This window comes from Pseudomonas sp. NPDC086251, from assembly GCF_044746405.1.
Taxonomy (GTDB): Bacteria; Pseudomonadota; Gammaproteobacteria; order Pseudomonadales; family Pseudomonadaceae; genus Aquipseudomonas.
This window is the reverse complement of the sequence record NZ_JBIVBY010000019.1, coordinates 43,254-66,914: the sequence shown is the minus strand read 5'-3', so window position 1 is coordinate 66,914 and position 23,661 is coordinate 43,254. Positions and strand designations below refer to the sequence as shown.

The 23,661-nt window shown below is 61.2% G+C and carries 23 protein-coding genes and 1 pseudogene; 21 read left to right on the top strand and 3 right to left on the bottom strand.

The genetic code is table 11. From position 1 onward, the window contains the following. Positions 1-172: 172 nt before the first annotated feature. From ACIPL2_RS21725 to ACIPL2_RS21680, 10 genes are all read left to right on the top strand, one after another. Positions 173-2,392, top strand: a complete 2,220-nt coding sequence (locus ACIPL2_RS21725) for a primosomal protein N' (RefSeq protein WP_401359494.1) — start codon at positions 173-175, stop codon at positions 2,390-2,392. A gap of 213 nt (positions 2,393-2,605) precedes the next feature. Next, the gene (argS, locus tag ACIPL2_RS21720) at positions 2,606-4,342 is read left to right on the top strand and encodes an arginine--tRNA ligase (protein ID WP_401359492.1); all 1,737 of its coding nucleotides are present in this window, start codon (positions 2,606-2,608) and stop codon (positions 4,340-4,342) included. Between the two features lies 1 nt (position 4,343). Continuing rightward, entirely contained in the window at positions 4,344-5,048 is a 705-nt protein-coding gene (locus ACIPL2_RS21715; RefSeq protein WP_401359490.1) for an SPOR domain-containing protein, read from the top strand. A 255-nt stretch (positions 5,049-5,303) separates the two neighbouring features. Continuing rightward, positions 5,304-5,834, top strand: a complete 531-nt coding sequence (gene hslV, locus ACIPL2_RS21710) for an ATP-dependent protease subunit HslV (protein WP_007899242.1) — start codon at positions 5,304-5,306, stop codon at positions 5,832-5,834. 55 nt (positions 5,835-5,889) lie between these two features. Then, on the top strand, positions 5,890-7,227 hold the full coding sequence (gene hslU, locus ACIPL2_RS21705; RefSeq protein ID WP_401359488.1) for an ATP-dependent protease ATPase subunit HslU: 1,338 nt from the start codon (positions 5,890-5,892) through the stop codon (positions 7,225-7,227). Between the two features lie 163 nt (positions 7,228-7,390). Next, complete coding sequence (locus tag ACIPL2_RS21700) at positions 7,391-7,768, top strand: gamma-butyrobetaine hydroxylase-like domain-containing protein (protein WP_008025216.1); 378 nt, start codon at positions 7,391-7,393, stop codon at positions 7,766-7,768. Between the two features lie 257 nt (positions 7,769-8,025). After that, entirely contained in the window at positions 8,026-9,705 is a 1,680-nt protein-coding gene (gene phaC / locus ACIPL2_RS21695; RefSeq protein WP_401359484.1) for a class II poly(R)-hydroxyalkanoic acid synthase, read from the top strand. A gap of 148 nt (positions 9,706-9,853) precedes the next feature. Beyond that, the gene (phaZ, locus tag ACIPL2_RS21690) at positions 9,854-10,708 is read left to right on the top strand and encodes a poly(3-hydroxyalkanoate) depolymerase (RefSeq protein WP_059406464.1); all 855 of its coding nucleotides are present in this window, start codon (positions 9,854-9,856) and stop codon (positions 10,706-10,708) included. A gap of 124 nt (positions 10,709-10,832) precedes the next feature. Continuing rightward, the gene (gene phaC / locus ACIPL2_RS21685; protein ID WP_401359480.1) at positions 10,833-12,515 is read left to right on the top strand and encodes a class II poly(R)-hydroxyalkanoic acid synthase; all 1,683 of its coding nucleotides are present in this window, start codon (positions 10,833-10,835) and stop codon (positions 12,513-12,515) included. A 153-nt stretch (positions 12,516-12,668) separates the two neighbouring features. Beyond that, positions 12,669-13,289, top strand: a complete 621-nt coding sequence (locus ACIPL2_RS21680) for a TetR/AcrR family transcriptional regulator (protein ID WP_401359477.1) — start codon at positions 12,669-12,671, stop codon at positions 13,287-13,289. 200 nt (positions 13,290-13,489) lie between these two features. Here the strand turns inward: ACIPL2_RS21680 and ACIPL2_RS21675 are convergent, their stop codons facing one another. The 3 genes from ACIPL2_RS21675 to ACIPL2_RS21665 form a co-directional block, all read right to left on the bottom strand. Further along, positions 13,490-14,341: a phasin family protein gene (locus tag ACIPL2_RS21675; protein WP_401359475.1), complete on the bottom strand. Its 852-nt coding sequence runs from the start codon at positions 14,339-14,341 to the stop codon at positions 13,490-13,492. Positions 14,342-14,351: 10 nt separating this feature from the next. Further along, entirely contained in the window at positions 14,352-14,774 is a 423-nt protein-coding gene (locus ACIPL2_RS21670; RefSeq protein WP_401359472.1) for a phasin family protein, read from the bottom strand. Between the two features lie 215 nt (positions 14,775-14,989). Continuing rightward, positions 14,990-15,265: a polyhydroxyalkanoic acid system family protein gene (locus ACIPL2_RS21665; RefSeq protein WP_401359470.1), complete on the bottom strand. Its 276-nt coding sequence runs from the start codon at positions 15,263-15,265 to the stop codon at positions 14,990-14,992. A gap of 155 nt (positions 15,266-15,420) precedes the next feature. On the opposite strand from ACIPL2_RS21665, the gene ubiE reads away from it, so the two are divergent. The 11 genes and pseudogenes from ubiE (at position 15,421) to ACIPL2_RS21610 (ending at position 23,567) form a co-directional block, all read left to right on the top strand. Continuing rightward, a complete protein-coding gene (ubiE, locus tag ACIPL2_RS21660; protein ID WP_007948968.1) occupies positions 15,421-16,191 on the top strand; it encodes a bifunctional demethylmenaquinone methyltransferase/2-methoxy-6-polyprenyl-1,4-benzoquinol methylase UbiE in 771 nt (256 codons plus the stop codon). Beyond that, positions 16,191-16,814 (top strand): SCP2 domain-containing protein, encoded by a 624-nt coding sequence (locus ACIPL2_RS21655; RefSeq protein WP_401359468.1) that lies wholly within the window; start codon positions 16,191-16,193, stop codon positions 16,812-16,814. Before ubiE ends, ACIPL2_RS21655 begins: the two co-directional genes overlap by 1 nt. Beyond that, the gene (gene ubiB, locus ACIPL2_RS21650; RefSeq protein ID WP_401359465.1) at positions 16,811-18,415 is read left to right on the top strand and encodes a ubiquinone biosynthesis regulatory protein kinase UbiB; all 1,605 of its coding nucleotides are present in this window, start codon (positions 16,811-16,813) and stop codon (positions 18,413-18,415) included. Before ACIPL2_RS21655 ends, ubiB begins: the two co-directional genes overlap by 4 nt. Positions 18,416-18,494: 79 nt before the next feature. Further along, entirely contained in the window at positions 18,495-18,896 is a 402-nt protein-coding gene (gene hisI / locus ACIPL2_RS21645) for a phosphoribosyl-AMP cyclohydrolase (protein ID WP_401359463.1), read from the top strand. Next, positions 18,889-19,221: a phosphoribosyl-ATP diphosphatase gene (locus ACIPL2_RS21640; RefSeq protein ID WP_007899279.1), complete on the top strand. Its 333-nt coding sequence runs from the start codon at positions 18,889-18,891 to the stop codon at positions 19,219-19,221. The genes hisI and ACIPL2_RS21640 overlap by 8 nt, the downstream gene beginning before the upstream one ends. Before the next feature lie 25 nt (positions 19,222-19,246). Further along, positions 19,247-19,525: a twin-arginine translocase TatA/TatE family subunit gene (locus ACIPL2_RS21635; protein WP_010464483.1), complete on the top strand. Its 279-nt coding sequence runs from the start codon at positions 19,247-19,249 to the stop codon at positions 19,523-19,525. Between the two features lie 10 nt (positions 19,526-19,535). Next, a complete protein-coding gene (gene tatB / locus ACIPL2_RS21630; RefSeq protein WP_401359460.1) occupies positions 19,536-19,979 on the top strand; it encodes a Sec-independent protein translocase protein TatB in 444 nt (147 codons plus the stop codon). Further along, a complete protein-coding gene (gene tatC, locus ACIPL2_RS21625) occupies positions 19,976-20,770 on the top strand; it encodes a twin-arginine translocase subunit TatC (RefSeq protein ID WP_401359457.1) in 795 nt (264 codons plus the stop codon). The genes tatB and tatC overlap by 4 nt, the downstream gene beginning before the upstream one ends. Continuing rightward, on the top strand, positions 20,767-21,474 hold the full coding sequence (locus ACIPL2_RS21620) for a 16S rRNA (uracil(1498)-N(3))-methyltransferase (RefSeq protein ID WP_401359454.1): 708 nt from the start codon (positions 20,767-20,769) through the stop codon (positions 21,472-21,474). The genes tatC and ACIPL2_RS21620 overlap by 4 nt, the downstream gene beginning before the upstream one ends. Positions 21,475-21,650: 176 nt before the next feature. Continuing rightward, a pseudogene (locus tag ACIPL2_RS21615) lies at positions 21,651-22,709 on the top strand (methyl-accepting chemotaxis protein); the annotation flags it as partial. Next, entirely contained in the window at positions 22,695-23,567 is an 873-nt protein-coding gene (locus ACIPL2_RS21610) for a methyl-accepting chemotaxis protein (RefSeq protein WP_401359632.1), read from the top strand. The pseudogene ACIPL2_RS21615 and the gene ACIPL2_RS21610, both read left to right, overlap by 15 nt. The last annotated feature ends 94 nt before the right edge of the window (positions 23,568-23,661 follow it).

Sequence of the window (23,661 nt, the reverse complement as noted above, 5' to 3'; positions counted from 1 at the left end):
CTGCTAGGCTCCCCGCCTGATATGCGTCCCTTGTGGGAGCGGGCTTGCTCGCGAAGGCGATTGATCATTCAACATTGATGTTGACTGACACACCGCCTTCGCGAGCAAGCCCGCTCCCACAATTAATATGCGTCCGACTTCTTTTACTGCCTGTTTATCGAGATCCCCCCGCGTGCCCGACGCCATTTTGCGCCTCGCCCTGCCTTCGCCCCTGCGCCGCCTGTTCGATTACCGTGCCCCGGCCGGGATCCTGCGCGCCCAGTTGCAGCCGGGCATGCGCCTGCGGGTGCCGTTCGGGCGACGGGAGATGATCGGGATTCTGGTGGAGGTCACCGACACCAGCGAAGTCCCGGTCGAGAAGCTCAAGCCGGCCATCGCCCTGCTCGACGCCACGCCACCGCTGCCGCCGGCGCTGTTCAAACTGTGTTTGTGGACGTCCCAGTATTATCAGCACAGCCTCGGCGACACGTTGAGTTGGGCCTTGCCGGTGTTGCTGCGCCAGGGTGAACTGGCCGAGGCGCGCCAGGAACGCTTCTGGTCCGCCGCCCCCGGCGCCAGCCTTGATGACCCGCGTATCGCCCGCGCCCCGCGCCAGCGTGAAGCCCTGACAACCCTGGCCCAGCACCCGCACGGCGTCGCGCACCAGTTGCTGAGCAAACTGATGTTGAGCAAGGACAGCCTCGATCTGTTGCTGGCCAAGGACCTGGTGCAGGTAGAAATCCGCAAGCACGGTCCCAGTGCCCGCCACGAGCATTGGCTGGCCCAGCCAGAGTTGCCGCTCAACCCGGAACAACGTGCCGCCTATGAGGCGATTCGCGCGGGTTTCGACAGTTATCACGCGTTCCTGCTCGCGGGTGTCACCGGCAGCGGCAAGACCGAAGTCTATTTGCAGCTGATCCGCGAAACCCTTGAGGCCGGCAAACAAGCGCTGGTGCTGATCCCGGAGATCAACCTTGGCCCGCAAACCCTGGCGCGCTTCGAGCAGCGGTTCAACGCACGGATCGCGCTGATTCACTCGGCGGTCAATGATCGCGAGCGCCTTGAAGCCTGGCTCGCCGCCCGGGACGGTGACGCCGACATTATCATCGGCACCCGTTCGGCACTGTTCACGCCGATGAAGAACCCCGGCCTGATCATCATCGATGAAGAGCACGACGGCTCCTATAAACAGCAGGAAGGCCTGCGCTACCACGCCCGCGACCTGGCGCTGGTCCGCGCCCGCCAGGAAAACATTCCGATCGTGCTCGGTTCCGCCACGCCGTCGCTGGAAAGCCTGCACAACGCCTACACCGGCCGCTACGGCCTCCTGCGCCTGAACGAGCGCGCCGGCGGGGCCAAGCAACCGCGTTTCCTGCGCCTGGACGTCAAAAGTCGTCCGCTGGACAGCGGCATTTCCGGGCCGATGCAACAAGCCATCGGTCAGACCCTGGCCGCCGGTCAGCAGGTGTTGGTGTTTCTCAATCGCCGAGGTTTCGCCCCGACGCTGTTGTGCCACGACTGCGGCTGGATGTCCGAATGCCAGCGCTGCGATGCACGCATGACCGTGCACCAGCGCTCCGGCGAGCTGCGTTGCCACCATTGCGGCTACGTTGAACGCGTGCCCCGGCGTTGCCCGAAATGCGCCAAGGTCGATTTGCGACCTGTCGGCGCCGGCACCGAGCGCGCCGAGGAACGGCTGGGGATTCTGTTTCCGGACGTCCCGGTGCTGCGGGTCGACCGCGACAGCACTTCGCGCAAGGACGCCATGAATCAGTTGTTCGCGACCATTCAAAAAGGCCAGCCGTGCATTCTGGTGGGCACGCAGATGCTTGCCAAAGGACACCACTTTCCACGGGTGACGCTGGTGTCGATCCTCGATGCCGACGGCGGGCTGTTCTCCGGCGACTTCCGCGCCAGCGAGCGCATGGCGCAGCTGATCGTCCAGGTCGCCGGGCGTGCGGGACGCGCCGAAGAGCCGGGCCGGGTGATTATCCAGACGCACCTGGCGGACCACCCGCTGCTGGTGCAATTGACCGAGCAGGGTTATTTCGCCTTTGCCGAACAGGCCTTGAGCGAGCGTCGCTCGGCGGGATTGCCGCCGTTTGCGCATCTGGCGCTGCTGCGGGCCGAAGCGCACAAACCGGGGCAGGCCGAAGGCTTCCTCGATGAGGCGTGCAGTGAGGCTGAACGTTTGCTGGCTGAGCAGAATCTGACCGGTATCGAATTGCTGGGGCCGGTGCCGGCGCCAATGGAACGTCGGGCCGGGCGTTATCGGGCGCAGCTGTTGTTGCAGGCCACGGCCCGGGCGCCGTTGCATCGATTGTTGAGCAGTTGGTTGCTGGCGCTGGAACAGATGCCGAGTGGACGGGCGGTGCGTTGGTCGCTGGATGTCGATCCTGTGGATTTGTATTGACCGCAAGATTGCTTTCGCGGGCAAGCCTCGCTCCTACAGGTTTGGTGGTGATCCTTGTAGGAGCGAGGCTTGCCCGCGAAGAGGCCCGAATAGTCACCATATATCCACAACCTGCCCGCTATAGTTGGCAAGCCCGCCTTCGCAACGGATAATGCCCAGTTTTTCCACCAGCGCATTGAAGCGCCGCCGCGCTTGCGGTCGAAAGAGAAGACCATGAAAGACACCATTCGCCAGCTGATCCAACAAGCCATCACCCAACTCGTCAACGAAGGTGTGTTGCCTGAAGGCCTGTCGCCGGCGATCCAGGTGGAAAACTCCCGCGACAAGAAGAACGGCGACTTCGCCAGCAACATCGCCATGATGCTGGCCAAGCCTGCGGGCATGAAGCCGCGCGACCTGGCCGAGAAAATCATTGCCGCGTTGCCGGCTGACGAAAACATCACCAAGACCGAAATCGCCGGCCCTGGCTTCCTGAACTTCTTCCAGAACACCCAGGCCCTGGCTTCGCGCCTGGACGCCGCCCTGGCGGATGACCATATCGGCGTGCGCAAGGCCGGCCCGCTGCAGCGCACCGTGGTCGACCTGTCCGCGCCGAACCTGGCCAAAGAGATGCACGTCGGCCACTTGCGCTCGACCATCATCGGTGACGGCGTGGCGCGGGTCCTGGAATTCCTCGGCGATGAAGTGATCCGTCAGAACCACGTCGGCGACTGGGGCACCCAGTTCGGCATGCTGATGGCGTACCTCCAGGAAAACCCGATCACCAGCGACGAGCTGTCGGACCTGGAAAACTTCTACCGCGCCGCCAAGCAACGCTTCGACGAGTCCGAAGAATTCGCTGACCGCGCCCGTGGCCTGGTGGTCAAGCTGCAAGCCGGCGACCCGGACTGCCTGGCGCTATGGACCAAGTTCAAGGACATCTCGCTGTCCCACTGCCAGAAAATCTACGAACTGCTGAACGTCAAACTGACCATGGCCGACGTGATGGGCGAAAGTGCCTACAACGACGACCTGATCAACGTGGTCAACGACCTCAAGGCCGCTGGCCTGCTGGTCGAGAGCAACGGCGCCCAGTGCGTGTTCCTCGACGAATTCAAGAACGCCGACGGCGACCCGCTGCCGGTGATCATCGTCAAGGCCGATGGCGGCTACCTCTACGCCACCACCGACCTGGCGGCCGTGCGTTATCGCAGCGGCGTGCTGAAGGCTGATCGCGCGCTGTATTTCGTCGACCAGCGTCAGGCCCTGCACTTCCAGCAAGTGTTCGCTGTCGCCCGCAAGGCCGGCTTTGTGACGCACCCGATGGAAATGGAACATATGGGCTTCGGTACCATGAACGGCGCCGATGGCCGTCCGTTCAAGACCCGTGATGGCGGCACCGTGAAGCTGATCGATCTGCTGACCGAAGCCCAGGAACGCGCCTACACCCTGGTGAAGGACAAGAACCCGGAACTGGCCGAAGCCGAGTTGCGCAACATCGCCAAGGTCGTGGGCATCGGCGCGGTGAAATACGCCGACCTGTCGAAGCACCGCACCAGCGACTACAGCTTCAACTTCGACCTGATGCTGAACTTCGAAGGCAACACCGCGCCGTACCTGCTGTACGCCTACACCCGCGTGGCCGGCGTGTTCCGCAAACTGGGCAAGGACTTCAGCGAAGTCGAAGGCCAGATCGTCCTCGAAGCCGCGCACGAACACGAACTGGCCGCCAAGCTCGCGCAGTTCGGCGAAGTGCTGAACAACGTTTCCGATAAAGGCACGCCGCACACGCTGTGCACCTACCTGTACGATGTGGCCGGGCTGTTCTCCAGTTTCTACGAGAACTGCCCGATCCTCAGCGCCGACACCCCGGCGCAAATGCAGAGCCGCCTGCGCCTCGCCGCGCTGACCGGCCGCACTCTCAAGCAAGGCCTGGAACTCTTGGGTCTGGAAACTCTGGAGCGTATGTAAGTTGGCTGCCAAGAAAAAACCTGCACCCAAGCGTGGCGCCAGCCGTTACACCGCTCCGGCAAAACAACCGATCCCGGGTTGGCTATGGATGGCCATCGGCCTGACGGTCGGCGCGTTCATCGTATTCCTGATGAAGCTGGAGCCGGGCAAGGGCAGCGAGAGCGTCAAGCGCGAGAAGATCGAGCAGCAGAAAGCCAAGATCGCCGAGGCCAACAAGACCCCGCCGAGCCCGACGCAACCGGTGAAGCCGAAGTACGACTTCTACACCTTGCTGCCGGAATCGGAAGTCATCGTGCCACCGGACGCCGTGCCGGAGAAAACCCTGCCGACGCCGCAAGTGCCGGCGATTCCGACCACGCCGGTGACGCCAGAGCAAGCGGCGAAGATCGACACGGCGCGTGCTCAGGCAGCGCTGGCCGGGATTACCCCGCCGCCGGCGCCACCGGTGTCCAAAGCGGCGCCCGTGACCAAGTTCTTCCTGCAGGCCGGGTCGTTCCGCAAGGAGGCTGATGCGGACAAGGTGCGTGCGCAGATCATTCTTCTGGGGCAGGCCGTAGCCGTTGAGTCCGGCACGGTTAAAGATGAAACCTGGTATCGGGTGCTCGTCGGTCCGTTCAGCAATCGTGAACAGCTGACTACCGCCCAGAAACAACTGGCTGGCAGTGGATTCAGCAACCTGTTGTTACAACAACGCCAGAGCCGCTGATTTCGTCAGAACGACCGCGTTATCGTTCTTCGCGGGCAAGCCTCGCTCCTACAGGGAATGTACCGTTCACCGCCTGCGTGAACGCCACTAATCTGTAGGAGCGAGGCTTGCCCGCGAAGACACCCGAACAAACAACACGCCTCTCCCCGCCCAACACCGCTCGTCCCTCGCCAACTCCCGCAGTTGAAATACGCTCCACCACCCCCATATGAGTTGGCATAAGGCATTTTCGCCCCGCTGCGTGGAGACTCTCCCTTGACCACCATCGTTTCAGTTCGCCGCCACGGCAAAGTCGTCATGGGCGGCGACGGCCAGGTTTCTCTCGGCAATACCGTGATGAAAGGCAACGCGAAGAAAGTTCGCCGCCTGTACCACGGCCAGGTGATCGCCGGTTTTGCCGGGGCCACCGCTGACGCCTTCACCCTCTTCGAACGTTTCGAAGGCCAGCTTGAGAAACATCAGGGCCACCTGGTGCGCGCCGCCGTCGAACTCGCCAAAGAATGGCGCACGGACCGCTCCCTCAGCCGCCTCGAAGCCATGCTCGCGGTCGCCAACAAAGACGCTTCCCTGATCATCACCGGCAACGGCGACGTGGTTGAGCCCGAAGAAGGGCTGATCGCCATGGGTTCCGGTGGCGGTTACGCCCAGGCCGCCGCCAGCGCCCTGCTGAAGAAAACCGATCTGTCGGCCCGCGAAATCGTCGAAACCGCCCTCGGCATCGCCGGCGACATCTGCGTATTCACCAACCACACCTTCACCATTGAGGAGCAGGACCTCGCCGAGTAAGCCTGATTTGGCCACCACGCCACGGCTCACTTTTACCTGAGGACCGCCAATTACTATGTCCATGACTCCCCGTGAAATCGTCCACGAACTCAATCGCCATATCATCGGCCAGGACGATGCCAAGCGCGCCGTCGCCATCGCGCTGCGTAACCGCTGGCGCCGGATGCAGCTGCCCGAAGAGCTGCGCGTTGAAGTCACACCCAAGAACATCCTGATGATCGGCCCGACCGGTGTCGGTAAAACCGAGATCGCCCGTCGCCTGGCCAAACTGGCCAATGCGCCGTTCATCAAAGTCGAAGCGACCAAATTCACCGAAGTCGGCTACGTTGGCCGCGACGTCGAATCGATCATTCGTGACCTCGCCGACGCTGCGATCAAGCTGTTGCGCGAACAGGAAATAACCAAGGTTCGCCACCGCGCCGAAGACGCCGCCGAAGAGCGCATCCTCGACGCCTTGCTGCCACCGGCACGCATGGGCTTCAGCAACGAAGACGCCCCGTCGACCGATTCCAACACCCGTCAGCTGTTCCGCAAGCGCCTGCGTGAAGGTCAGCTGGATGACAAGGAGATCGAAATCGAAGTCGCCGAAGTGGCCGGCGTCGATATCTCCGCGCCACCGGGCATGGAAGAAATGACCAACCAGTTGCAGAGCCTGTTCGCCAACATGGGCAAGGGCAAACGCAAGAGCCGCAAGCTCAAGGTCAAGGAAGCGCTGAAGCTGGTCCGCGATGAAGAAGCGAGCCGCCTGGTCAACGATGAAGAGCTGAAGGCCAAGGCCCTGGAAGCCGTCGAGCAGCACGGTATCGTGTTCATCGACGAAATCGACAAAGTCGCCAAGCGCGGCAACTCCGGTGGCGTCGACGTGTCCCGTGAAGGCGTACAGCGCGACTTGCTGCCGCTGATCGAAGGCTGCACAGTCAACACCAAGCTGGGCATGGTCAAGACCGACCACATCCTGTTCATCGCCTCCGGCGCGTTCCACCTGAGCAAGCCGAGTGACCTGGTGCCTGAGCTGCAAGGTCGTCTGCCGATTCGTGTCGAGCTGAAGGCACTGACGCCGGAAGACTTCGAGCGCATTCTCAGCGAGCCGCACGCGTCGCTCACCGAACAGTATTGCGCCTTGCTGAAAACCGAAGGCTTGACCATCGAGTTCCAGCCGGACGGGATCAAGCGCATTGCCGAGATCGCCTGGCAGGTCAACGAGAAGACCGAGAACATCGGTGCCCGTCGCCTGCACACCTTGCTTGAGCGCCTGCTCGAAGAGGTGTCGTTCAGTGCCGGTGACCTGGCCAGCGCGCACGACGAAAAGGCAATCCTGATCGACGCCGACTACGTCAACAGCCACCTGGGCGAATTGGCGCAGAACGAAGACCTGTCCCGTTATATCCTGTAAGCCATACTTACAGAGATAACGGACCCTGTGGGAGCGGGCTTGCTCGCGAAAGCGGTTGATCATTCAATATTGATATTGACTGACCCGACGCCTTCGCGAGCAAGCCCGCTCCCACATTTGAACCGTGGTGTTCAGCGGTCCACCACATTACGGACTTCACGCCATGACCCAACTCCCCACCGACATCAAACTGCACAAAGCCTCGAAAACCCTGTCGCTGAAATACGCGTCCGGTGAAGAACATCACCTGCCCGCCGAGTTCCTGCGCGTGCACTCGCCTTCCGCCGAGGTCCAGGGCCACGGCAAACCTATCCTGCAATTTGGCAAGATCGGCGTAGGCCTGACCAAGGTCGAACCGGCCGGTCAGTACGCACTGAAGTTGACCTTCGACGACGGCCACGACAGCGGCCTGTTCACCTGGGAATATCTGTACCAGTTGGGCGTGCGCCAAGAGGACCTCTGGAACGATTATCTTGCCGAGCTCAAAGCCGCCGGAAAAACCCGCGATCCGAACGAATCAGTCGTCAAGCTGATGCTCTAATCCAGCCCTCTTGCTCATTAGAGGGCATTTTCTAATTCCATCTGTTTGAATGCTCCGCTTCAGGGCCGTTGATTGGCCTGCTTGCGAAAAAAATTAAACTCGGGTAACCAATGGAACTGGCAAGTTCCCTGCAGTGCTCTCTGCGATAAAAAGCAGCGATGCAGAATTAACGGTCACCCGAGTAGTAGTACCTGGCCTTGGCTGTGTGACTGCACAGTTGGACCCGGTACTCGTCTCAGGACAATGGAGCGTCGTAGATGAGTAACAAGAATAACGATGACTTGAAGTATCAAGCCTCGGAAAACACCTTGGGGCTGAATCCTGTCGTTGGGCTGCGTGGAAAAGATCTACTGGCTTCCGCTCGTATGGTGCTGAGGCAGGCCATCAGGCAACCGATTCACAGCGCCAAGCATGTCGCTCATTTCGGTCTTGAACTGAAGAATGTGTTGTTCGGAAAATCCGAGCTTCAACCGACCAGCGATGACCGTCGCTTTGCCGATCCGGCCTGGAGCCAGAACCCGCTCTACAAACGTTATTTGCAAACTTACCTGGCGTGGCGCAAGGAGCTCCACGACTGGATCGACGACAGTAATCTGCCGCCCAAGGATGTCAGTCGCGGGCATTTCGTGATCAACCTCATGACCGAAGCCATGGCCCCGACCAACACTGCGGCCAACCCGGCGGCGGTCAAACGCTTCTTTGAAACCGGCGGCAAAAGCCTGCTCGATGGCCTCTCGCATCTGGCCAAGGACCTGGTGCACAACGGCGGCATGCCGAGCCAGGTCAACATGGGCGCGTTCGAGGTGGGCAAGAGCCTGGGCGTGACCGAAGGTGCCGTGGTGTTCCGCAACGACGTGCTGGAGCTGATCCAGTACCGGCCGAGCACCGAGCAGGTGCACGAGCGCCCACTGCTGGTGGTGCCGCCGCAGATCAACAAGTTCTACGTATTCGACCTGAGCCCGGACAAGAGCCTGGCGCGTTTCTGCCTGCGCAATAACGTACAGACCTTCATTGTCAGCTGGCGCAACCCGACCAAGGAACAGCGCGAGTGGGGCCTGTCGACCTACATCGAAGCGCTCAAGGAAGCGGTCGACGTGGTCATGGCGATCACCGGCAGCAAAGACGTGAACATGCTCGGCGCCTGCTCCGGCGGCATCACCTGCACCGCTCTGTTGGGCCACTACGCGGCGATCGGCGAGAACAAGGTCAACGCCCTCACCTTGCTGGTCAGCGTGCTGGACACCACCCTGGACAGCGACGTGGCTCTGTTCGTCGACGAGCAGACGCTCGAGTCCGCCAAGCGCCATTCTTACCAGGCCGGTGTGCTGGAGGGTCGAGACATGGCGAAAGTCTTTGCCTGGATGCGCCCCAACGACCTGATCTGGAACTACTGGGTCAACAACTACCTGCTCGGCAACGAGCCGCCGGTTTTCGACATCCTGTTCTGGAACAACGACACCACACGCTTGCCCGCCGCCTTCCACGGCGACCTGATCGAAATGTTCAAAAGCAACCCACTGATCCGCCCCGATGCACTGGAAGTGTGCGGCACGCCCATCGACCTCAAGCAGGTCACGGCCGACATCTTTTCCCTGGCCGGCACCAACGACCACATCACCCCGTGGAAGTCCTGCTACAAGTCGGCGCAACTGTTCGGTGGCAAGGTCGAGTTCGTGCTGTCCAGCAGCGGGCATATCCAGAGCATTCTGAACCCGCCGGGCAATCCTAAATCGCGCTACATGACCAGCACCGAAATGCCGGTCAAGGCCGAGGACTGGCAAGAAAACTCCACCAAGCACACCGACTCCTGGTGGCTGCACTGGCAGGCATGGCAGGCCGAGCGTTCGGGCAAGCTGAAGAAGTCCCCGACCACGCTGGGCAGCAAGGCCTATCCCGCCGGCGAAGCGGCACCGGGCACCTACGTACACGAGCGGTAACCGACACACCCCGCCTCCTGTAGGAGCTGAGCTTGCTCGCGAAGGCGGCGGGTCAGTCGACATCAACGTTGACTGACCCACCGCCTTCGCGAGCAAGCTCAGCTCCTACAGAGGGATCGGGGACGAATTAACCCACAGGGCTTGAAGCATGCCGCAACCGTTCATTTTTCGTACCGTCGACCTGGATGGCCAGACCCTCCGCACGGCGGTACGCCCCGGCAAGCCTCACTTGACACCCTTGCTGATTTTCAACGGCATCGGCGCCAACCTGGAGCTGGTGTTTCCGTTCGTCGCGGCGCTGGACCCGGACCTGGAAGTCATCGCGTTCGATGTACCCGGTGTCGGCGGCTCATCGACGCCGAATCGGCCGTATCGTTTTCCGGGCCTGGCGAAACTCACGGCGCGGATGCTTGATTATCTCGACTACGGACAAGTCAACGTGATCGGCGTGTCCTGGGGCGGCGCCCTCGCCCAGCAGTTCGCGTATGACTATCCCGAACGTTGCAAGAAACTGGTGCTGGCCGCCACGGCGGCGGGCGCGGTGATGGTGCCGGGCAAACCCAAAGTGCTGTGGATGATGGCCAGCCCGCGACGCTATATCCAGCCGTCGCATGTGATCCGCATTGCGCCGATGATCTACGGCGGCGCGTTCCGCCGCGATCCCACCTTGGCCGCCAGCCATGCGGCGAAGGTCCGCTCGGCGGGCAAGCTCGGTTACTACTGGCAGCTGTTCGCCGGCCTCGGCTGGACCAGCATTCACTGGCTGCACAAGATCCACCAGCCGACCCTGGTGCTGGCCGGCGACGACGATCCGCTGATCCCGTTGGTGAATATGCGCTTGCTCGCCTGGCGGATTCCCAATGCCCAGTTGCACATCATCGATGACGGGCATCTGTTCCTGATTACCCGTGCCGAAGCGGTCGCACCGATCATCATGAAGTTCCTCGAGGAAGAGCGGCAGCGCGCGGTGATGCACCCGCATCCGGCACCATTGGGCGGTTAACCGGCCTTTTGTTGATGAAAAGTGGTCGGCAGGACGCCGCGCCGCGCAACAACCCGTAACAGCGTCTATGGTGTTCTGGTTCGGTGTATCTGTATTTGGCCTGAAGACGAAGGAGTGTTGATTCATGCGCGAAAAACCAGCGAGGGAATTTCTGCCCACTCCCGCCGCGTTCATTAACGCGCAGAGTGCGATTACCGGCCTGCGTGGCCGGGATCTGTTTTCGACCCTGCGCAGCGTGGCAGCCCATGGTTTGCGCAACCCGGTGCACACCGCCCGACACGCCTTGAAACTGGGCGGTCAACTGGGGCGCGTGCTGCTGGGTGAAACCCTGCACCCGACCAACCCGCAGGACAGTCGTTTTGCCGACCCGGCGTGGAGCCTCAACCCGTTCTATCGCCGCAGCTTGCAGGCCTACCTGAGCTGGCAGAAGCAGGTCAAACACTGGATCGACGAAAGCAACATGAGCCCGGACGACCGCGCCCGCGCGCACTTCGCTTTCGCCTTGCTCAACGACGCCATGGCGCCGTCCAACAGCCTGCTCAATCCGCTGGCGATCAAGGAAATCTTCAACTCCGGCGGCAACAGCCTGGTGCGCGGCATCAGCCACCTGGTCGACGATTTCCTGCACAACGATGGCTTGCCCAGGCAGGTCACCAAGCAAGCGTTCGAGGTCGGTAAAACCGTCGCCACCACCACCGGCTCCGTGGTGTTTCGCAATGAGCTGCTGGAGCTGATCCAGTACAAGCCCATGAGCGAAAAGCAGTATTCCAAACCGCTGCTGGTGGTGCCGCCACAGATCAACAAGTACTACATTTTTGACCTGAGCCCGCACAACAGCTTCGTCCAGTTCGCCCTGAAGAACGGCCTGCAAACCTTCATGATCAGCTGGCGCAACCCGGACGTGCGACATCGCGAATGGGGGCTGTCGACCTACGTTGAAGCCGTGGAAGAAGCGATGAATGTCTGCCGGGCGATCACCGGTGCCCGCGAGGTCAACCTGATGGGCGCCTGCGCTGGCGGGCTGACCATTGCCGCGCTGCAAGGCCACTTGCAGGCGAAGCGGCAACTGCGTCGCGTCTCCAGCGCCACCTATCTGGTGAGCCTGCTCGATAGTCAGATGGACACGCCGGCCACCCTCTTCGCCGACGAGCAGACCCTCGAAGCGGCCAAGCGTCGCTCCTATCAGAAGGGGGTGCTGGACGGTCGCGACATGGCCAAGGTGTTCGCCTGGATGCGCCCCAACGATTTGATCTGGAGCTACTTCGTCAATAACTACCTGTTGGGCAAGGAGCCGCCGGCATTCGACATTCTGTACTGGAACAACGACAACACGCGCCTGCCGGCCGCCTTGCACGGCGACCTGCTGGACTTCTTCAAGCACAACCCGCTGAGTCATCCGGGCGGGCTTGAAGTGTGCGGCACACCGATCGACTTGCAGAAAGTCACGGTCGACAGTTTCAGCGTGGCCGGCATCAACGACCACATCACCCCGTGGGACGCGGTGTATCGCTCGACGCTGCTGCTGGGTGGCGAGCGGCGCTTCGTGCTGTCCAACAGCGGGCATGTACAGAGCATTCTCAACCCGCCCTCGAATCCGAAAGCCAACTACGTCGAAAGCACCAAGCTGAGCAGCGACCCGCGAGCCTGGTATTACGACGCCAAGCAAACCGACGGCAGTTGGTGGACCGAATGGATGAGCTGGATCAAGGAACGCTCGGGCGCGCTGAAAGAAACCCACATGGCCCTTGGCAACCAGAACTATCCACCGATGGAAGCTGCACCCGGTACCTACGTGCGTGTGCGCTGAACCTTGAACGCCGTATCCAACCCTGTGCGCGAGCCGGCTCGCGATGGCCGTTAACGATTACGCGGGCTGCCTGATTACCCGCGCAGCCTGGATGTCCATCGCGAGCCGGCTCGCTCCCACAGGTTGGCCTGGCATGATCATTAAGAAGACTGGATGAAAACCCGCGACCGCATCCTCGAATGTGCCCTGCAGTTGTTCAATCAGAAGGGCGAACCGAACGTCTCCACCATGGAAGTTGCCAACGAAATGGGCATCAGCCCGGGCAACCTCTACTACCACTTCCACGGCAAGGAGCCGCTGATCCTCGGGCTGTTCGAACGCTTCCAGGCCGAACTGACACCCCTGCTCGACCCACCCGCCGATGTGGAACTGGCACCGGAAGATTACTGGCTGTTCCTGCATTTGATCGTCGAGCGCCTGGCCCACTACCGGTTTCTGTTCCAGGATTTGTCGAACCTTGCCGGACGCCTGCCGAAACTGGCCAAGGGCATTCGCAACCTGCTGAACGCGTTGAAGCGCACGCTGGCGTCGTTACTGGCGCGATTGAAGGCTCAGGGGCAATTGGTCAGCGACACCCAGGCGTTGGGGCAACTGGTGGAGCAGATCACCATGACGCTGCTGTTCTCGCTGGACTATCAGCGGATTCTCGATCGTGAAGGCGAGGTGAGGTTGGTGGTGTACCAGATCATGATGCTGGTGGCGCCGCACCTGTTGCCACCGATCAAGGTAGCGACCGAGCAGATGGCGATGCAATACCTCGAAGAGCACGACTAACGAAATTTCGGGTTATACGCGAAACAATTGTGGGAGCGGGCTTGCTCGCGAAAGCGGAGTGTCAGCCAACATCAATGTCGAATGTGATGGCCTCTTCGCGAGCAAGCCCGCTCCCACAGGGGAATGCGCTGTTCATTGAACCGAGCACAAACAAAAACGCCCGACCTTTGCAGGCCGGGCGTTTTCTTGAGCCCTGAAAATCAGGACTGACTGGTTGGCGTCGATGGAGTCGGCGCGGCAGTCGGGGTTGCAGCAGGGGTCGGTGCGGCAGCAGAGTTCGAAGTGCTGACTGGCGTTACCGGGGTTGCCGGTTTGGCGGCAGCCACTGCTGGTTTTGGCGCGGCGGCTTTCGGCGCTGCCGGTTTTTTCACGGCCGGCTTCTTCGCTGCAGCAGGTTTGGCTGCTGGCTTGGCTGCAGGTTTGGCTGCTGCGGTTTTAGCGGCTGGCTTGGCAGCAGGTTTAGCCGCTGCTTTTGCCGCAACCGGTTTGGCCGCTGCCTTGGCTGCTGCAGGCTTGGCTGCTGCGGTTTTAGCCGCTGGTTTGGCAGCCGGTTTAGCGGCAGCCTTGGCCAGTGGTTTGGCAGCGGTTTTAGCCGCTGCAGGTTTGGCCGCCGCGGTTTTCGCCGCAACAGGCGCCACCTTGGCACCGGTGAGTTTTTCAATTTGCTTGGTCAGGGTATCGACCTTGCTGTGCAGCGCTTTCACTTCGTTGCGGCTCGGAACGCCCATGCGCGAAATGGCGCTGTTCAGGCGCTTGTCGAAAGCACCTTCCAACTCATCCCACTTGCCCAGCGCACGATCTTTCACGCCAGTGATGCGCGACTTGGCCGACGAGGCAGAGTCCTTGGCAGCATCAACTTTCTTGCCCACGGCGCTCTTGGTGAGCTTCTCGGCTTTCTCGCCGTCTTTAACCAATGTATCGAAGAGTTTGCTGCCGTCAGTGTCGATCTTCGAGTACACGCCTAAACCAGCCAGCCAGATTTTGCGGGAGTAGTCTTCGACCTTCCCGATCCACGAGCTGCCTTCTTTGTCAGTTGTCTTTTTACCAGCCATCCCGTTCTCCTTAAGATTTACGCGCGACGCGTTCGAGCAATGCCGTCAGCTCATCGAGCTTGGCAGAGAGTGTCTCAACGTCATGTTTAGACGGAATGCCGATACGATTCAAGGTACTTGCGACACGCGAGTCAAAAGCCTTCTCGACCTTGTCGAGTTGAAGTTCGACCTTACCTTTGAAAGTGCTCACTTCAGTCTTGGCTTCATCGATCTCGGCATTCGCTGCTTCAAGCTTCGCGGCAACTGCTTTTTTGCCTTTGCTTTCAACAGTTTGACCGGCCTTTACGAGCTCTTGAAAGTACTCGCTACCCTCTTGGCCGACCTTGGCGTAGGCACCCAGGCCTGCCAGCCAGATCTTGCGGGCATAGGATTTGACGTCGCTCAGAGCAGTTGTCGAAGCGTCGATTTTTTTCTTCAAAATAACTTTGGCCATGGTGCACCTCACGCGCAGAAGGTTTGAGGAACTGCCCGCGAAAGTGTCGGGCTCAGGCACAAAGTAGTGAGAATAATTAGAAACGGCACCCTAACAACTGACATGAATCGGTGGAAAAGATCGCAGCCTCGTTGCACTCGACAGCTCCTACAGAGGGCGGTGGCGTACACCCTGTAGGAGCTGTCGAGTGCAACGAGGCTGCGATCTTTCCGCCATCACACCAACGCTTTATCCAGCGCCTTCTCGATTTCCGCTTTGATCATGCCGCTCATGGCCGACATCATCAGCCCCAACTCCACATCGACGCGGATCGAATCGTCACTGACGTGCACCGCGCCTTTCACACCGGAGCGCTTGAGGTTCAGGGTGTCGCCGGACCACTGCGGCTCCAGGCCATATTGCTCGGACAGTTTCTGCGCCAACTGGTCGGCCTTCTCGCGGGCCGCTTCCTTGCCCAGGCCATGGGCACGTTCAACACTAATACGGGCCATCGAATGACTCCTGCTTTATGAATACTTTCCTGAAGCATCTTGACCGCTGCTGCGGCAAAACGTCCCGGCGGTTACCTATCTTACCTGCAGCCTTGCCAAGACAAAGCAGGCCACCGGGATTAGAATGTCCCGCATTCTCTTCTGGTGACAGCGATATGACTGATCAGCGCAAAGGCAGCGATGCCGAACCCACCACTCACTTCGGTTTCAAAAACGTTCCGGAAAGCCAAAAAGCGGAAAAAGTCGCTGAGGTTTTCCACTCGGTAGCCGCCAAGTACGACTTGATGAACGACCTCCTGTCGGGCGGCATGCACCGTCTGTGGAAGCGTTTCGCGATCGAACTGTCGGGCGTGCGCACCGGTAACCGCGTGCTGGATATCGCTGGCGGCACTGGCGACCTGACCAAAAAATTCTCGCACCTCGTTGGCCCGACCGGCCAGGTGGTGTTGGCCGACATCAACGAGTCCATGCTCAAGGTCGGTCGCGATCGCCTGCTGGACCTGGGTGTGGCCGGCAATGTCGAGTTCGTCCAGGCCGACGCGGAAAAGCTGCCGTTCCCGGACAACCATTTCGACTGCGTGACCATCGCCTTCGGCCTGCGCAACGTCACCCATAAAGAAGACGCCCTGCGCTCGATGCTGCGCGTGCTGAAACCGGGTGGGCGCCTGTTGGTGCTGGAGTTCTCCAAGCCGACCAACGCGCTGATGTCCAAAGCCTACGACGCCTACTCGTTCGCCTTCATGCCCCTGATGGGCAAGCTGATCACCAACGACTCGGAAAGCTATCGCTACCTGGCCGAATCGATCCGCATGCACCCGAATCAGGAAACCCTGAAGTCGATGATGGTCGAGGCCGGTTTCGACCGCGTGACCTACCACAACATGACCGCAGGCATCGTCGCCTTGCACCGCGGCATCAAACCCTGATGTTGCTGGCCGGCCTGCTCGCCAGCGTCGAAACCGGTCTGAACCGGGTGCTGCGTCTCGACAGCACGGCGCTGCCGCGGCTGGCGCATTTGAGCGGCAAGGTGATTGCCGTCGATTGCCGCAGCCCGGCGCTGCAAGTGTTCATTCTGCCCAGCGATGAAGGCCTGATGCTCGCGTCCCATTGGGAAACCGGCGCTGACTGCACCTTGCGTGCACCGGCCTCAAGCCTGTTGAAACTGGCGATGAGCAAGGACAAGACGTCGGTCCTGCATGCTCCGCAAGTCGAACTCGACGGCGACAGCGGCGTGCTGCTGGAACTGGCCGCGATCCTTCAGGACCTTGAGCTGGACTGGGAGTACGAACTCTCGCGCTGGCTCGGGCCGGTCGCCACACACCTGCTCGGCGGCCACCTGCGCAGCCGCGCACGCTGGTATCAGCAAGGGTTCGCCAGCCTGAATCAGAACCTCGGCGAATACCTGGCCGAAGAATCGCGCACCCTCGTCGGTCAGCGCGAAGCCGAAGCCCGCTTCAGCGAACTGGACCAGATCAAACTCGATCTGGAACGTCTTGAGGCGCGTTTCGAGCGCCTTTCCCGATCCCTCGACCCAAGCGATAACGCATGAAGCTGCTTGCCGTCCGCCGTTTGTTGCGCATCCAGCGCGTTGTGATCCGCTACCGCCTCGATGACCTTTTGTTCGCCCTGCCACTGCCCTGGTTTTTACTGGCGCTGCGCTACGCCTTGCCGTGGCGCTGGTTCCCGCGCAAGACGCTGGACCTGAGCCGAGGCGCGCGATTGCGCCTGGCGTTGCAGGACCTGGGACCGATTTTCATCAAGTTCGGACAGATTCTGTCGACCCGGCGCGACCTGCTGCCGGAAGACATCGCCGACGAGCTGATGAAGCTGCAGGACCGCGTGCCGCCGTTTGACTCGCAAGTGTCGATCAAGCTGATCGAAGAGCAGCTCGGCAAAAAGATCAGCGAAGTGTTCAGCCGCTTCGACGTCGAACCGCTGGCCTCGGCCTCGGTGGCGCAGGTGCATGCCGCGCAACTGAAAACCGGCGAAGAAGTGGTCGTTAAAGTGATTCGCCCGGGTCTGAAACCCATCATCGCCCAGGACCTGGCGTGGCTGTTCATCCTTGCCCGCGCCGCCGAAAAGCTCTCGGCCGATGCGCGTCTGCTGCACCCGGTGGACGTGGTCCAGGACTACGAAAAAACCATCTATGACGAACTCGATCTGCTGCGCGAGGCGGCGAACGCCAGCCAGTTGAAGCGCAACTTCGATGGCTCTGATCTGCTCTATGTACCGCAAGTCTATTGGGACTGGTGCCGGCCGAAAGTGCTGGTGATGGAGCGTATCTACGGGATTCAGGTCACTGACCTGGCAACCCTGGCCGACCAGCGTACCGACATGAAAATGCTCGCCGAACGCGGCGTGGAGATATTCTTCACCCAGGTGTTCCGCGACAGTTTCTTCCACGCCGACATGCACCCGGGCAACATCTTCGTCAGCACCGTCAACCCGTGGAGCCCGCAATACATTGCGATCGACTGCGGGATCGTCGGCAGCCTGACCCCGGAAGACCAGGATTACCTGGCGCGCAACCTGTTCGCCTTCTTCAAGCGTGACTACCGCCGCGTGGCGCAGTTGCACATCGATTCGGGCTGGGTGCCGGCGGAAACCAAACTCAACGAATTCGAAGCGGCCATTCGGACTGTTTGCGAGCCGATTTTCGAAAAACCGTTAAAAGATATTTCCTTCGGCCAAGTGCTGATGCGCCTGTTCCAGACCGCTCGGCGCTTCAACATGGAAGTGCAGCCGCAGCTGGTTCTGCTGCAAAAAACCCTGTTGAACATCGAAGGCCTGGGCCGTCAGCTGTACCCGGACCTCGATCTGTGGAACACCGCCCAGCCGTTCCTCGAACGCTGGATGCGCGAGCGCGTCAGCCCCAAAGCCTTGCTCGGCAACGTGCAGAGCCAGATCGAACAACTGCCGCACCTGGCCAACATGGCCCGCGACCTGCTCGAACGCATGTCGCAGCCGCATGCCAATGATCCGCCACCACCGTGGCATCGACGCAAGGACGACTGGCTGCTGCGACTGCTCGGTTGTGCGCACCTGGCCGGCGGCACGATACTCGCGGCGGGTGGGCCGCTGAACGAACTGGGCCATTGGCCGGCCGGGATCATGGTGGCCGTCGGTTTGTATCTGGTCGTTCGCCGATAGCCAGAGCTCCCGCACGCTGGCACACTGTTTCAACGCCTGCCCGACTAATGAAGTGTCGGGCCCGCTGTCGGAGTCGAAGATGAAAAACTGGCTGGACGAAATCAAGTGGGACGCCGATGGCCTGGTGCCCGCGATTGCCCAGGACTACAAGACCGGGCGCGTCCTGATGATGGCCTGGATGAACCGCGAAGCACTGGAACTGACCGCTGCCGAGAACCGCGCCATTTACTGGTCACGCTCGCGTGGCAAGCTGTGGCGCAAGGGCGAAGAGTCCGGCCACGTGCAGACCCTGCATGAGATGCGCCTGGACTGCGACGCCGACGTGATCATCCTGATGGTCGAGCAGATCGGCGACATCGCCTGCCATACCGGCCGCCAGAGCTGTTTCTACCGCGTCTTCGAGAACGGCGACTGGACAACCGTCGACCCGGTCCTGAAAGATCCGCACGCCATCTATTCCGCAGGACACAAACATGAGTGACACTCTGACCCGTCTGGCTCAAGTGCTGGAAGAGCGCAAAGGCGCCGCCGCCGACAGCTCGTATGTCGCCAGCCTGTACCACAAGGGCTTGAACAAGATTCTGGAAAAAGTCGGCGAAGAGTCGGTCGAAACCATCATTGCCGCCAAAGACGCCGCCATCAGCGGCGACTGCAGCGATGTGATCTACGAAACCGCCGATTTGTGGTTCCACAGCATGGTCATGCTCGCCCAACTGGGGCAGCATCCTCAGGCTGTACTCGATGAACTGGACCGTCGCTTCGGTCTGTCCGGACACGCCGAGAAAGCCTCGCGCCCGTCCGCCTGAACAACTATTAGAGAGGAGCAGCAACATGGGCATTTTTGACTGGAAACACTGGATCGTCATCCTGGTTGTTGTCGTACTGGTGTTCGGCACCAAGAAACTGAAAAACCTCGGCACTGACGTCGGCGAGTCGATCAAGGGCTTCAAAAAAGCCATGAACGATGACGAAAAACCGGCTGATCCAACAGTGACCCCGGCACAACCGGTTCCACCGGTTCAGCCACAGACCACGCAGTCCGTGAACCAGCCGCACACCATCGACGTGCAGGCGCAAAAAGTCGAAGAGCCGATCCGCAAAGACGTGTGAGCACTGACTAATGTTTGGTATCAGCTTCTCTGAACTGCTGCTCGTCGGCCTCGTTGCCCTGCTGGTGCTGGGCCCCGAGCGTCTGCCGGGTGCTGCGCGCACCGCTGGCCTGTGGGTCGGGCGGTTGAAGCGCAGCTTCAACGCGATCAAACAGGAAGTTGAGCGTGAAATCGGTGCCGACGAGATTCGTCGGCAACTGCACAACGAGCACATTCTGTCGCTTGAGCAGGAGGCGCGGAAGATCTTCACGCCGACTCAGCAGGAGCCGACACCGGTTGAACACGTGGCGGAGCAGACGATTCACGCTCCGGCCACCGCTGCACCTGCACCTGTTGCAGCGACTGTTGAACCTGCGCCCGTTGTTGCAGCGCCCCCGGTTGAACCTGTTACACCTGCGGCTGCGCCAGTTGCGCCGGCCCCTCATGACCCCACACTGCCGCCGCGAGCCCCATGAGCGATCTCCCCGAAAACGACCAGCACATGCCGCTGGTTTCGCACCTCACCGAGTTGCGTACCCGTCTGCTGCGCTGTGTAGCGGCGATCTTCATCATCTTCGCCGGGTTGTTCGCGTTCACCCAGCAGATCTACACCTTCGTCTCCACGCCGCTGCGCCAGTACCTGCCGGCGGGCGCGACGATGATCGCCACCGACGTGTCGTCGCCGTTCCTGACGCCGCTGAAGCTGACGATGATGGTGTCGCTGTTCCTGGCGATCCCGGTGATCCTGCACCAGATCTGGGGCTTCATCGCGCCGGGCCTGTACAAGCACGAGAAGCGCATCGCAGTGCCGTTGCTGATGTCCAGCATCCTGCTGTTCTACACCGGCATGGCGTTCGCCTATTACCTGGTGTTCCCGTTGATCTTCAAGTTCTTCGCCGCCGCCACCCCGGCCGGCGTGGAGATGATGACCGACATCACCAGTTACCTCGATTTCGTCATGACGCTGTTTTTCGCCTTCGGCGTTGCGTTCGAGATCCCGGTGGCCGTGGTGCTGCTGGTGTGGATCGGCGTGGTTGACGTCAAATACCTGAAGAAGATCCGCCCGTACGTGGTCATCGGCTGCTTCGTGGTTGGCATGATCCTGACACCGCCGGACATCTTCTCGCAGACATTGCTGGCTGTACCGATGTGGCTGCTGTTCGAGATCGGCATCCTGTTTGGCGGCCTGATCAGCAAGCGTGGCGAGCACCCGGACGACCAGCCGGCTGACGATCACAACGACCAGCCGCCAGCGACCCAGCCGTGAACCTGCTGCTCCTCGAAGAAGCCGATTTCATTGCGGCCGACCGGGTAATCCTGCGTGATCGCCGGTTGACGCACATGCAGGAAGTTCATCGCTGCGAAGTCGGTGACAGCCTGCGCGTCGGGCGCATCGGTGGCCTGATGGGTTCGGCCGAGGTGCTGCGCCTGGATGCCGATGAGGCGGAGTTGCGGGTCATCCTCGATCAACCACCACCGGCCAAGCTGCCGCTGACCCTGGTGTTGGCCCTGCCACGGCCGAAAATGCTCCGCAGGGTGTTTCAGACCGTCGCGGCCATGGGTGTGCCGCGTATCGTCCTGGTGAACAGCTATCGCGTCGAGAAGAGCTTCTGGCAAACCCCGTTCCTGGAGCCCGAGGCGATTCGTGAGCAACTGATCCTCGGCCTCGAACAGGCCCGAGACAGCGTGCTGCCCGAGATTGTCATCGAGAAACGCTTCAAGCCGTTCGTGGAAGACCGTCTGCCGGCGATTACCGAAGGCACCCTCGGCCTGGTCGGCCATCCCGGCAACTACCCGCCCTGCCCTCGTGGCCTGGACGAGCCGGTGACCCTGGCCATCGGCCCCGAAGGCGGCTGGATCCCTTACGAAATCGACCTGCTGGGCAAGTCCGGCCTGCAACCGGTGCAACTCGGCGAGCGCATCCTGCGCGTCGAAACCGCCGTCACCGCACTGCTCGCCCGCCTCTTCTAACAACACACTCCCTGTAGGAGCGAGCTTGCTCGCGAAAAACGCGAAGCCGCCGCGCGCATTCAGGCAGCCCACATCATCGTTAACGCCCATCGCGAGCCAGCTCGCTCCTACAGATTCCTGGCGTCCTGCCGATACAGTCCCCATAAAACCTACGAGTGGTCCTGGGGAGTTGCAGCATGTACCAATGGCTAGCCGAGAAACTGGGGAACGTCAGCGTTAACCGCAAATTGAGCGTCGGCTTCGGTCTGGTGCTGCTGTTGACGTTGTTGATCACCTTCACCGGCTGGACCGGCCTGAGTGGCGTGGTGAGTCGTGGAGACAAGCTCGGGTTCATCGCCAGCCTCAATGAGCTGACCAAAGACCTGCGCATGGCCCGGATGGACTATGACATGCGCCGTGGCGAACAAGGCCCGGGGGCCGTCAATGATCTGCTCGGCCAACTCGACACCGGCCTCAAGACCGCGCGCACGCTGATCGAACAACCGGCCGATGTGGCGATGATCGACCAGCAACTCGCCGCCGTCAGTCAGTACAAACAAGCCTTCAGCGCCCTGACCCAGGCCGGCGCCAACCGCGAAGACGCCCGCAGCAAACTCGGCGCCACCGCCGATAACGCCGTGGCGCGCGTGGCTGAAGTCGAAAAGTCCTTGCTGCAGGGTGACAGCGTCGCCGATTTCAACAGCGTGATCGACCTGAGCAAACTGATCCAGCAAGCGCGCTTCCAGGTGCGCGGCTACACCTACAGCGGCAAGCCCGAGGCCGAGCAACCCGCGCTGGACGCCATCGACAACGCCTTGAAAAACCTCGAGAGCCTGCCGTCCAAATTGCCGGAACAGCACATCGCCAACCTGCAACAAGCCACCGACTCGCTGAAAGCCTACCGCGCCGCCGTCAGCCAGTACCGCGACTCCCAGGTGGCCAGCACCGCCGCACTCAAACGCATGGCCGAGCAAGGCGAGATCCTGTTCACCGTCAGCAAAAAGCTGACAGCCTCGCAAACCATCGTCCGCGACACAGACGCCGCGCAAGCCAAGAATATGCTGCTGTTGGCCACCGCTCTGGCGCTGGCCTTTGGCATTTTCGCCGCCTGGGCCATCACCCGCCAGATCGTGATCCCGCTGAGCCAGACTCTTAAAGTGGCTGAGCGCGTCGCGGCCGGCGACCTGACCCACAACCTCATTTCCAAGCGCCAGGACGAACTCGGTCAGCTTCAGCGCGCCATGCAGAGCATGACCCTGGGCCTGCGCGAGTTGATCGGCGGCATCAGCGACGGCGTCACGCAAATCGCCAGCGCCGCCGAAGAACTGTCGGCGGTCACCGAGCAGACCAGCGCCGGGGTCAACAGCCAGAAGGTCGAAACCGACCAGGTGGCCACCGCAATGAATGAAATGACCGCCACCGTGCAGGAAGTTGCGCGCAACGCCGAAGAAGCCTCAGAAGCGGCCCTCGCCGCCGACCAGCAGGCCCGCGAAGGTGACAAAGTGGTCGGCGAAGCCATCGCCCAGATCGAACGCCTGGCCCTGGAAGTCGGCAATTCCACCGAAGCCATGAGCCACCTCAAGCGCGAAAGCGACAAGATCGGCAGCGTGCTCGACGTGATCAAGTCCGTGGCCCAGCAAACCAACCTGCTGGCGCTCAACGCGGCGATCGAAGCTGCTCGTGCCGGTGAGGCCGGACGTGGTTTTGCAGTGGTCGCCGACGAGGTCCGCAGCCTCGCTCAACGCACCCAGAAATCCACCGAAGAAATCGAAGAGCTGATCGTCGGCCTGCAAACCGGTACACAACAAGTCGCAACCATCATGGACAACAGCCGTAGCCTGACCGACAGCAGTGTCGAATTGACCCGCCGCGCGGGCGGCTCGCTGGAAAGCATCACTCGCACCGTGTCAGCGATCCAGTCGATGAACCAGCAGATTGCAGCGGCGGCCGAGCAGCAGAGCGCGGTGGCCGAAGAGATCAACCGGAGCGTGCTGAACGTGCGTGACGTGTCCGAGCAGACTTCGGCGGCGAGTGAAGAGACGGCGGCGTCCAGCGTTGAGCTGGCGCGGTTGGGGACGCATCTGCAAATGTTGGTGGGGCGGTTCAAGGTTTGAGGTGATGCAGGTTCGCTTGGGACACCGGGGTGATGCCTTCGCGAGCAAGCCCGCTTCCACATTTGACCGAGTCGCTGGACAAAAACTCGGTCAA

Bases quoted from the DNA above. Each gene is read 5' to 3' on its own strand.
- ACIPL2_RS21670 (WP_401359472.1), bottom strand. From the start codon at position 14,774: ATGGCCAAAGTTATTTTGAAGAAAAAAATCGACGCTTCGACAACTGCT.
- ACIPL2_RS21700 (WP_008025216.1), top strand. From the start codon at position 7,391: ATGACCCAACTCCCCACCGACATCAAACTGCACAAAGCCTCGAAAACC.
- tatB (WP_401359460.1), top strand. From the start codon at position 19,536: ATGTTTGGTATCAGCTTCTCTGAACTGCTGCTCGTCGGCCTCGTTGCC.
- ACIPL2_RS21680 (WP_401359477.1), top strand. From the start codon at position 12,669: ATGAAAACCCGCGACCGCATCCTCGAATGTGCCCTGCAGTTGTTCAAT.
- hisI (WP_401359463.1), top strand. From the start codon at position 18,495: ATGAAAAACTGGCTGGACGAAATCAAGTGGGACGCCGATGGCCTGGTG.
- hslU (WP_401359488.1), top strand. From the start codon at position 5,890: ATGTCCATGACTCCCCGTGAAATCGTCCACGAACTCAATCGCCATATC.
- ACIPL2_RS21635 (WP_010464483.1), top strand. From the start codon at position 19,247: ATGGGCATTTTTGACTGGAAACACTGGATCGTCATCCTGGTTGTTGTC.
- phaZ (WP_059406464.1), top strand. From the start codon at position 9,854: ATGCCGCAACCGTTCATTTTTCGTACCGTCGACCTGGATGGCCAGACC.
- argS (WP_401359492.1), top strand. From the start codon at position 2,606: ATGAAAGACACCATTCGCCAGCTGATCCAACAAGCCATCACCCAACTC.
- phaC (WP_401359480.1), top strand. From the start codon at position 10,833: ATGCGCGAAAAACCAGCGAGGGAATTTCTGCCCACTCCCGCCGCGTTC.
- ubiE (WP_007948968.1), top strand. From the start codon at position 15,421: ATGACTGATCAGCGCAAAGGCAGCGATGCCGAACCCACCACTCACTTC.
- ACIPL2_RS21640 (WP_007899279.1), top strand. From the start codon at position 18,889: ATGAGTGACACTCTGACCCGTCTGGCTCAAGTGCTGGAAGAGCGCAAA.
- tatC (WP_401359457.1), top strand. From the start codon at position 19,976: ATGAGCGATCTCCCCGAAAACGACCAGCACATGCCGCTGGTTTCGCAC.
- phaC (WP_401359484.1), top strand. From the start codon at position 8,026: ATGAGTAACAAGAATAACGATGACTTGAAGTATCAAGCCTCGGAAAAC.
- ACIPL2_RS21665 (WP_401359470.1), bottom strand. From the start codon at position 15,265: ATGGCCCGTATTAGTGTTGAACGTGCCCATGGCCTGGGCAAGGAAGCG.
- ACIPL2_RS21675 (WP_401359475.1), bottom strand. From the start codon at position 14,341: ATGGCTGGTAAAAAGACAACTGACAAAGAAGGCAGCTCGTGGATCGGG.
- ACIPL2_RS21610 (WP_401359632.1), top strand. From the start codon at position 22,695: ATGCAGAGCATGACCCTGGGCCTGCGCGAGTTGATCGGCGGCATCAGC.
- ACIPL2_RS21655 (WP_401359468.1), top strand. From the start codon at position 16,191: ATGTTGCTGGCCGGCCTGCTCGCCAGCGTCGAAACCGGTCTGAACCGG.
- ubiB (WP_401359465.1), top strand. From the start codon at position 16,811: ATGAAGCTGCTTGCCGTCCGCCGTTTGTTGCGCATCCAGCGCGTTGTG.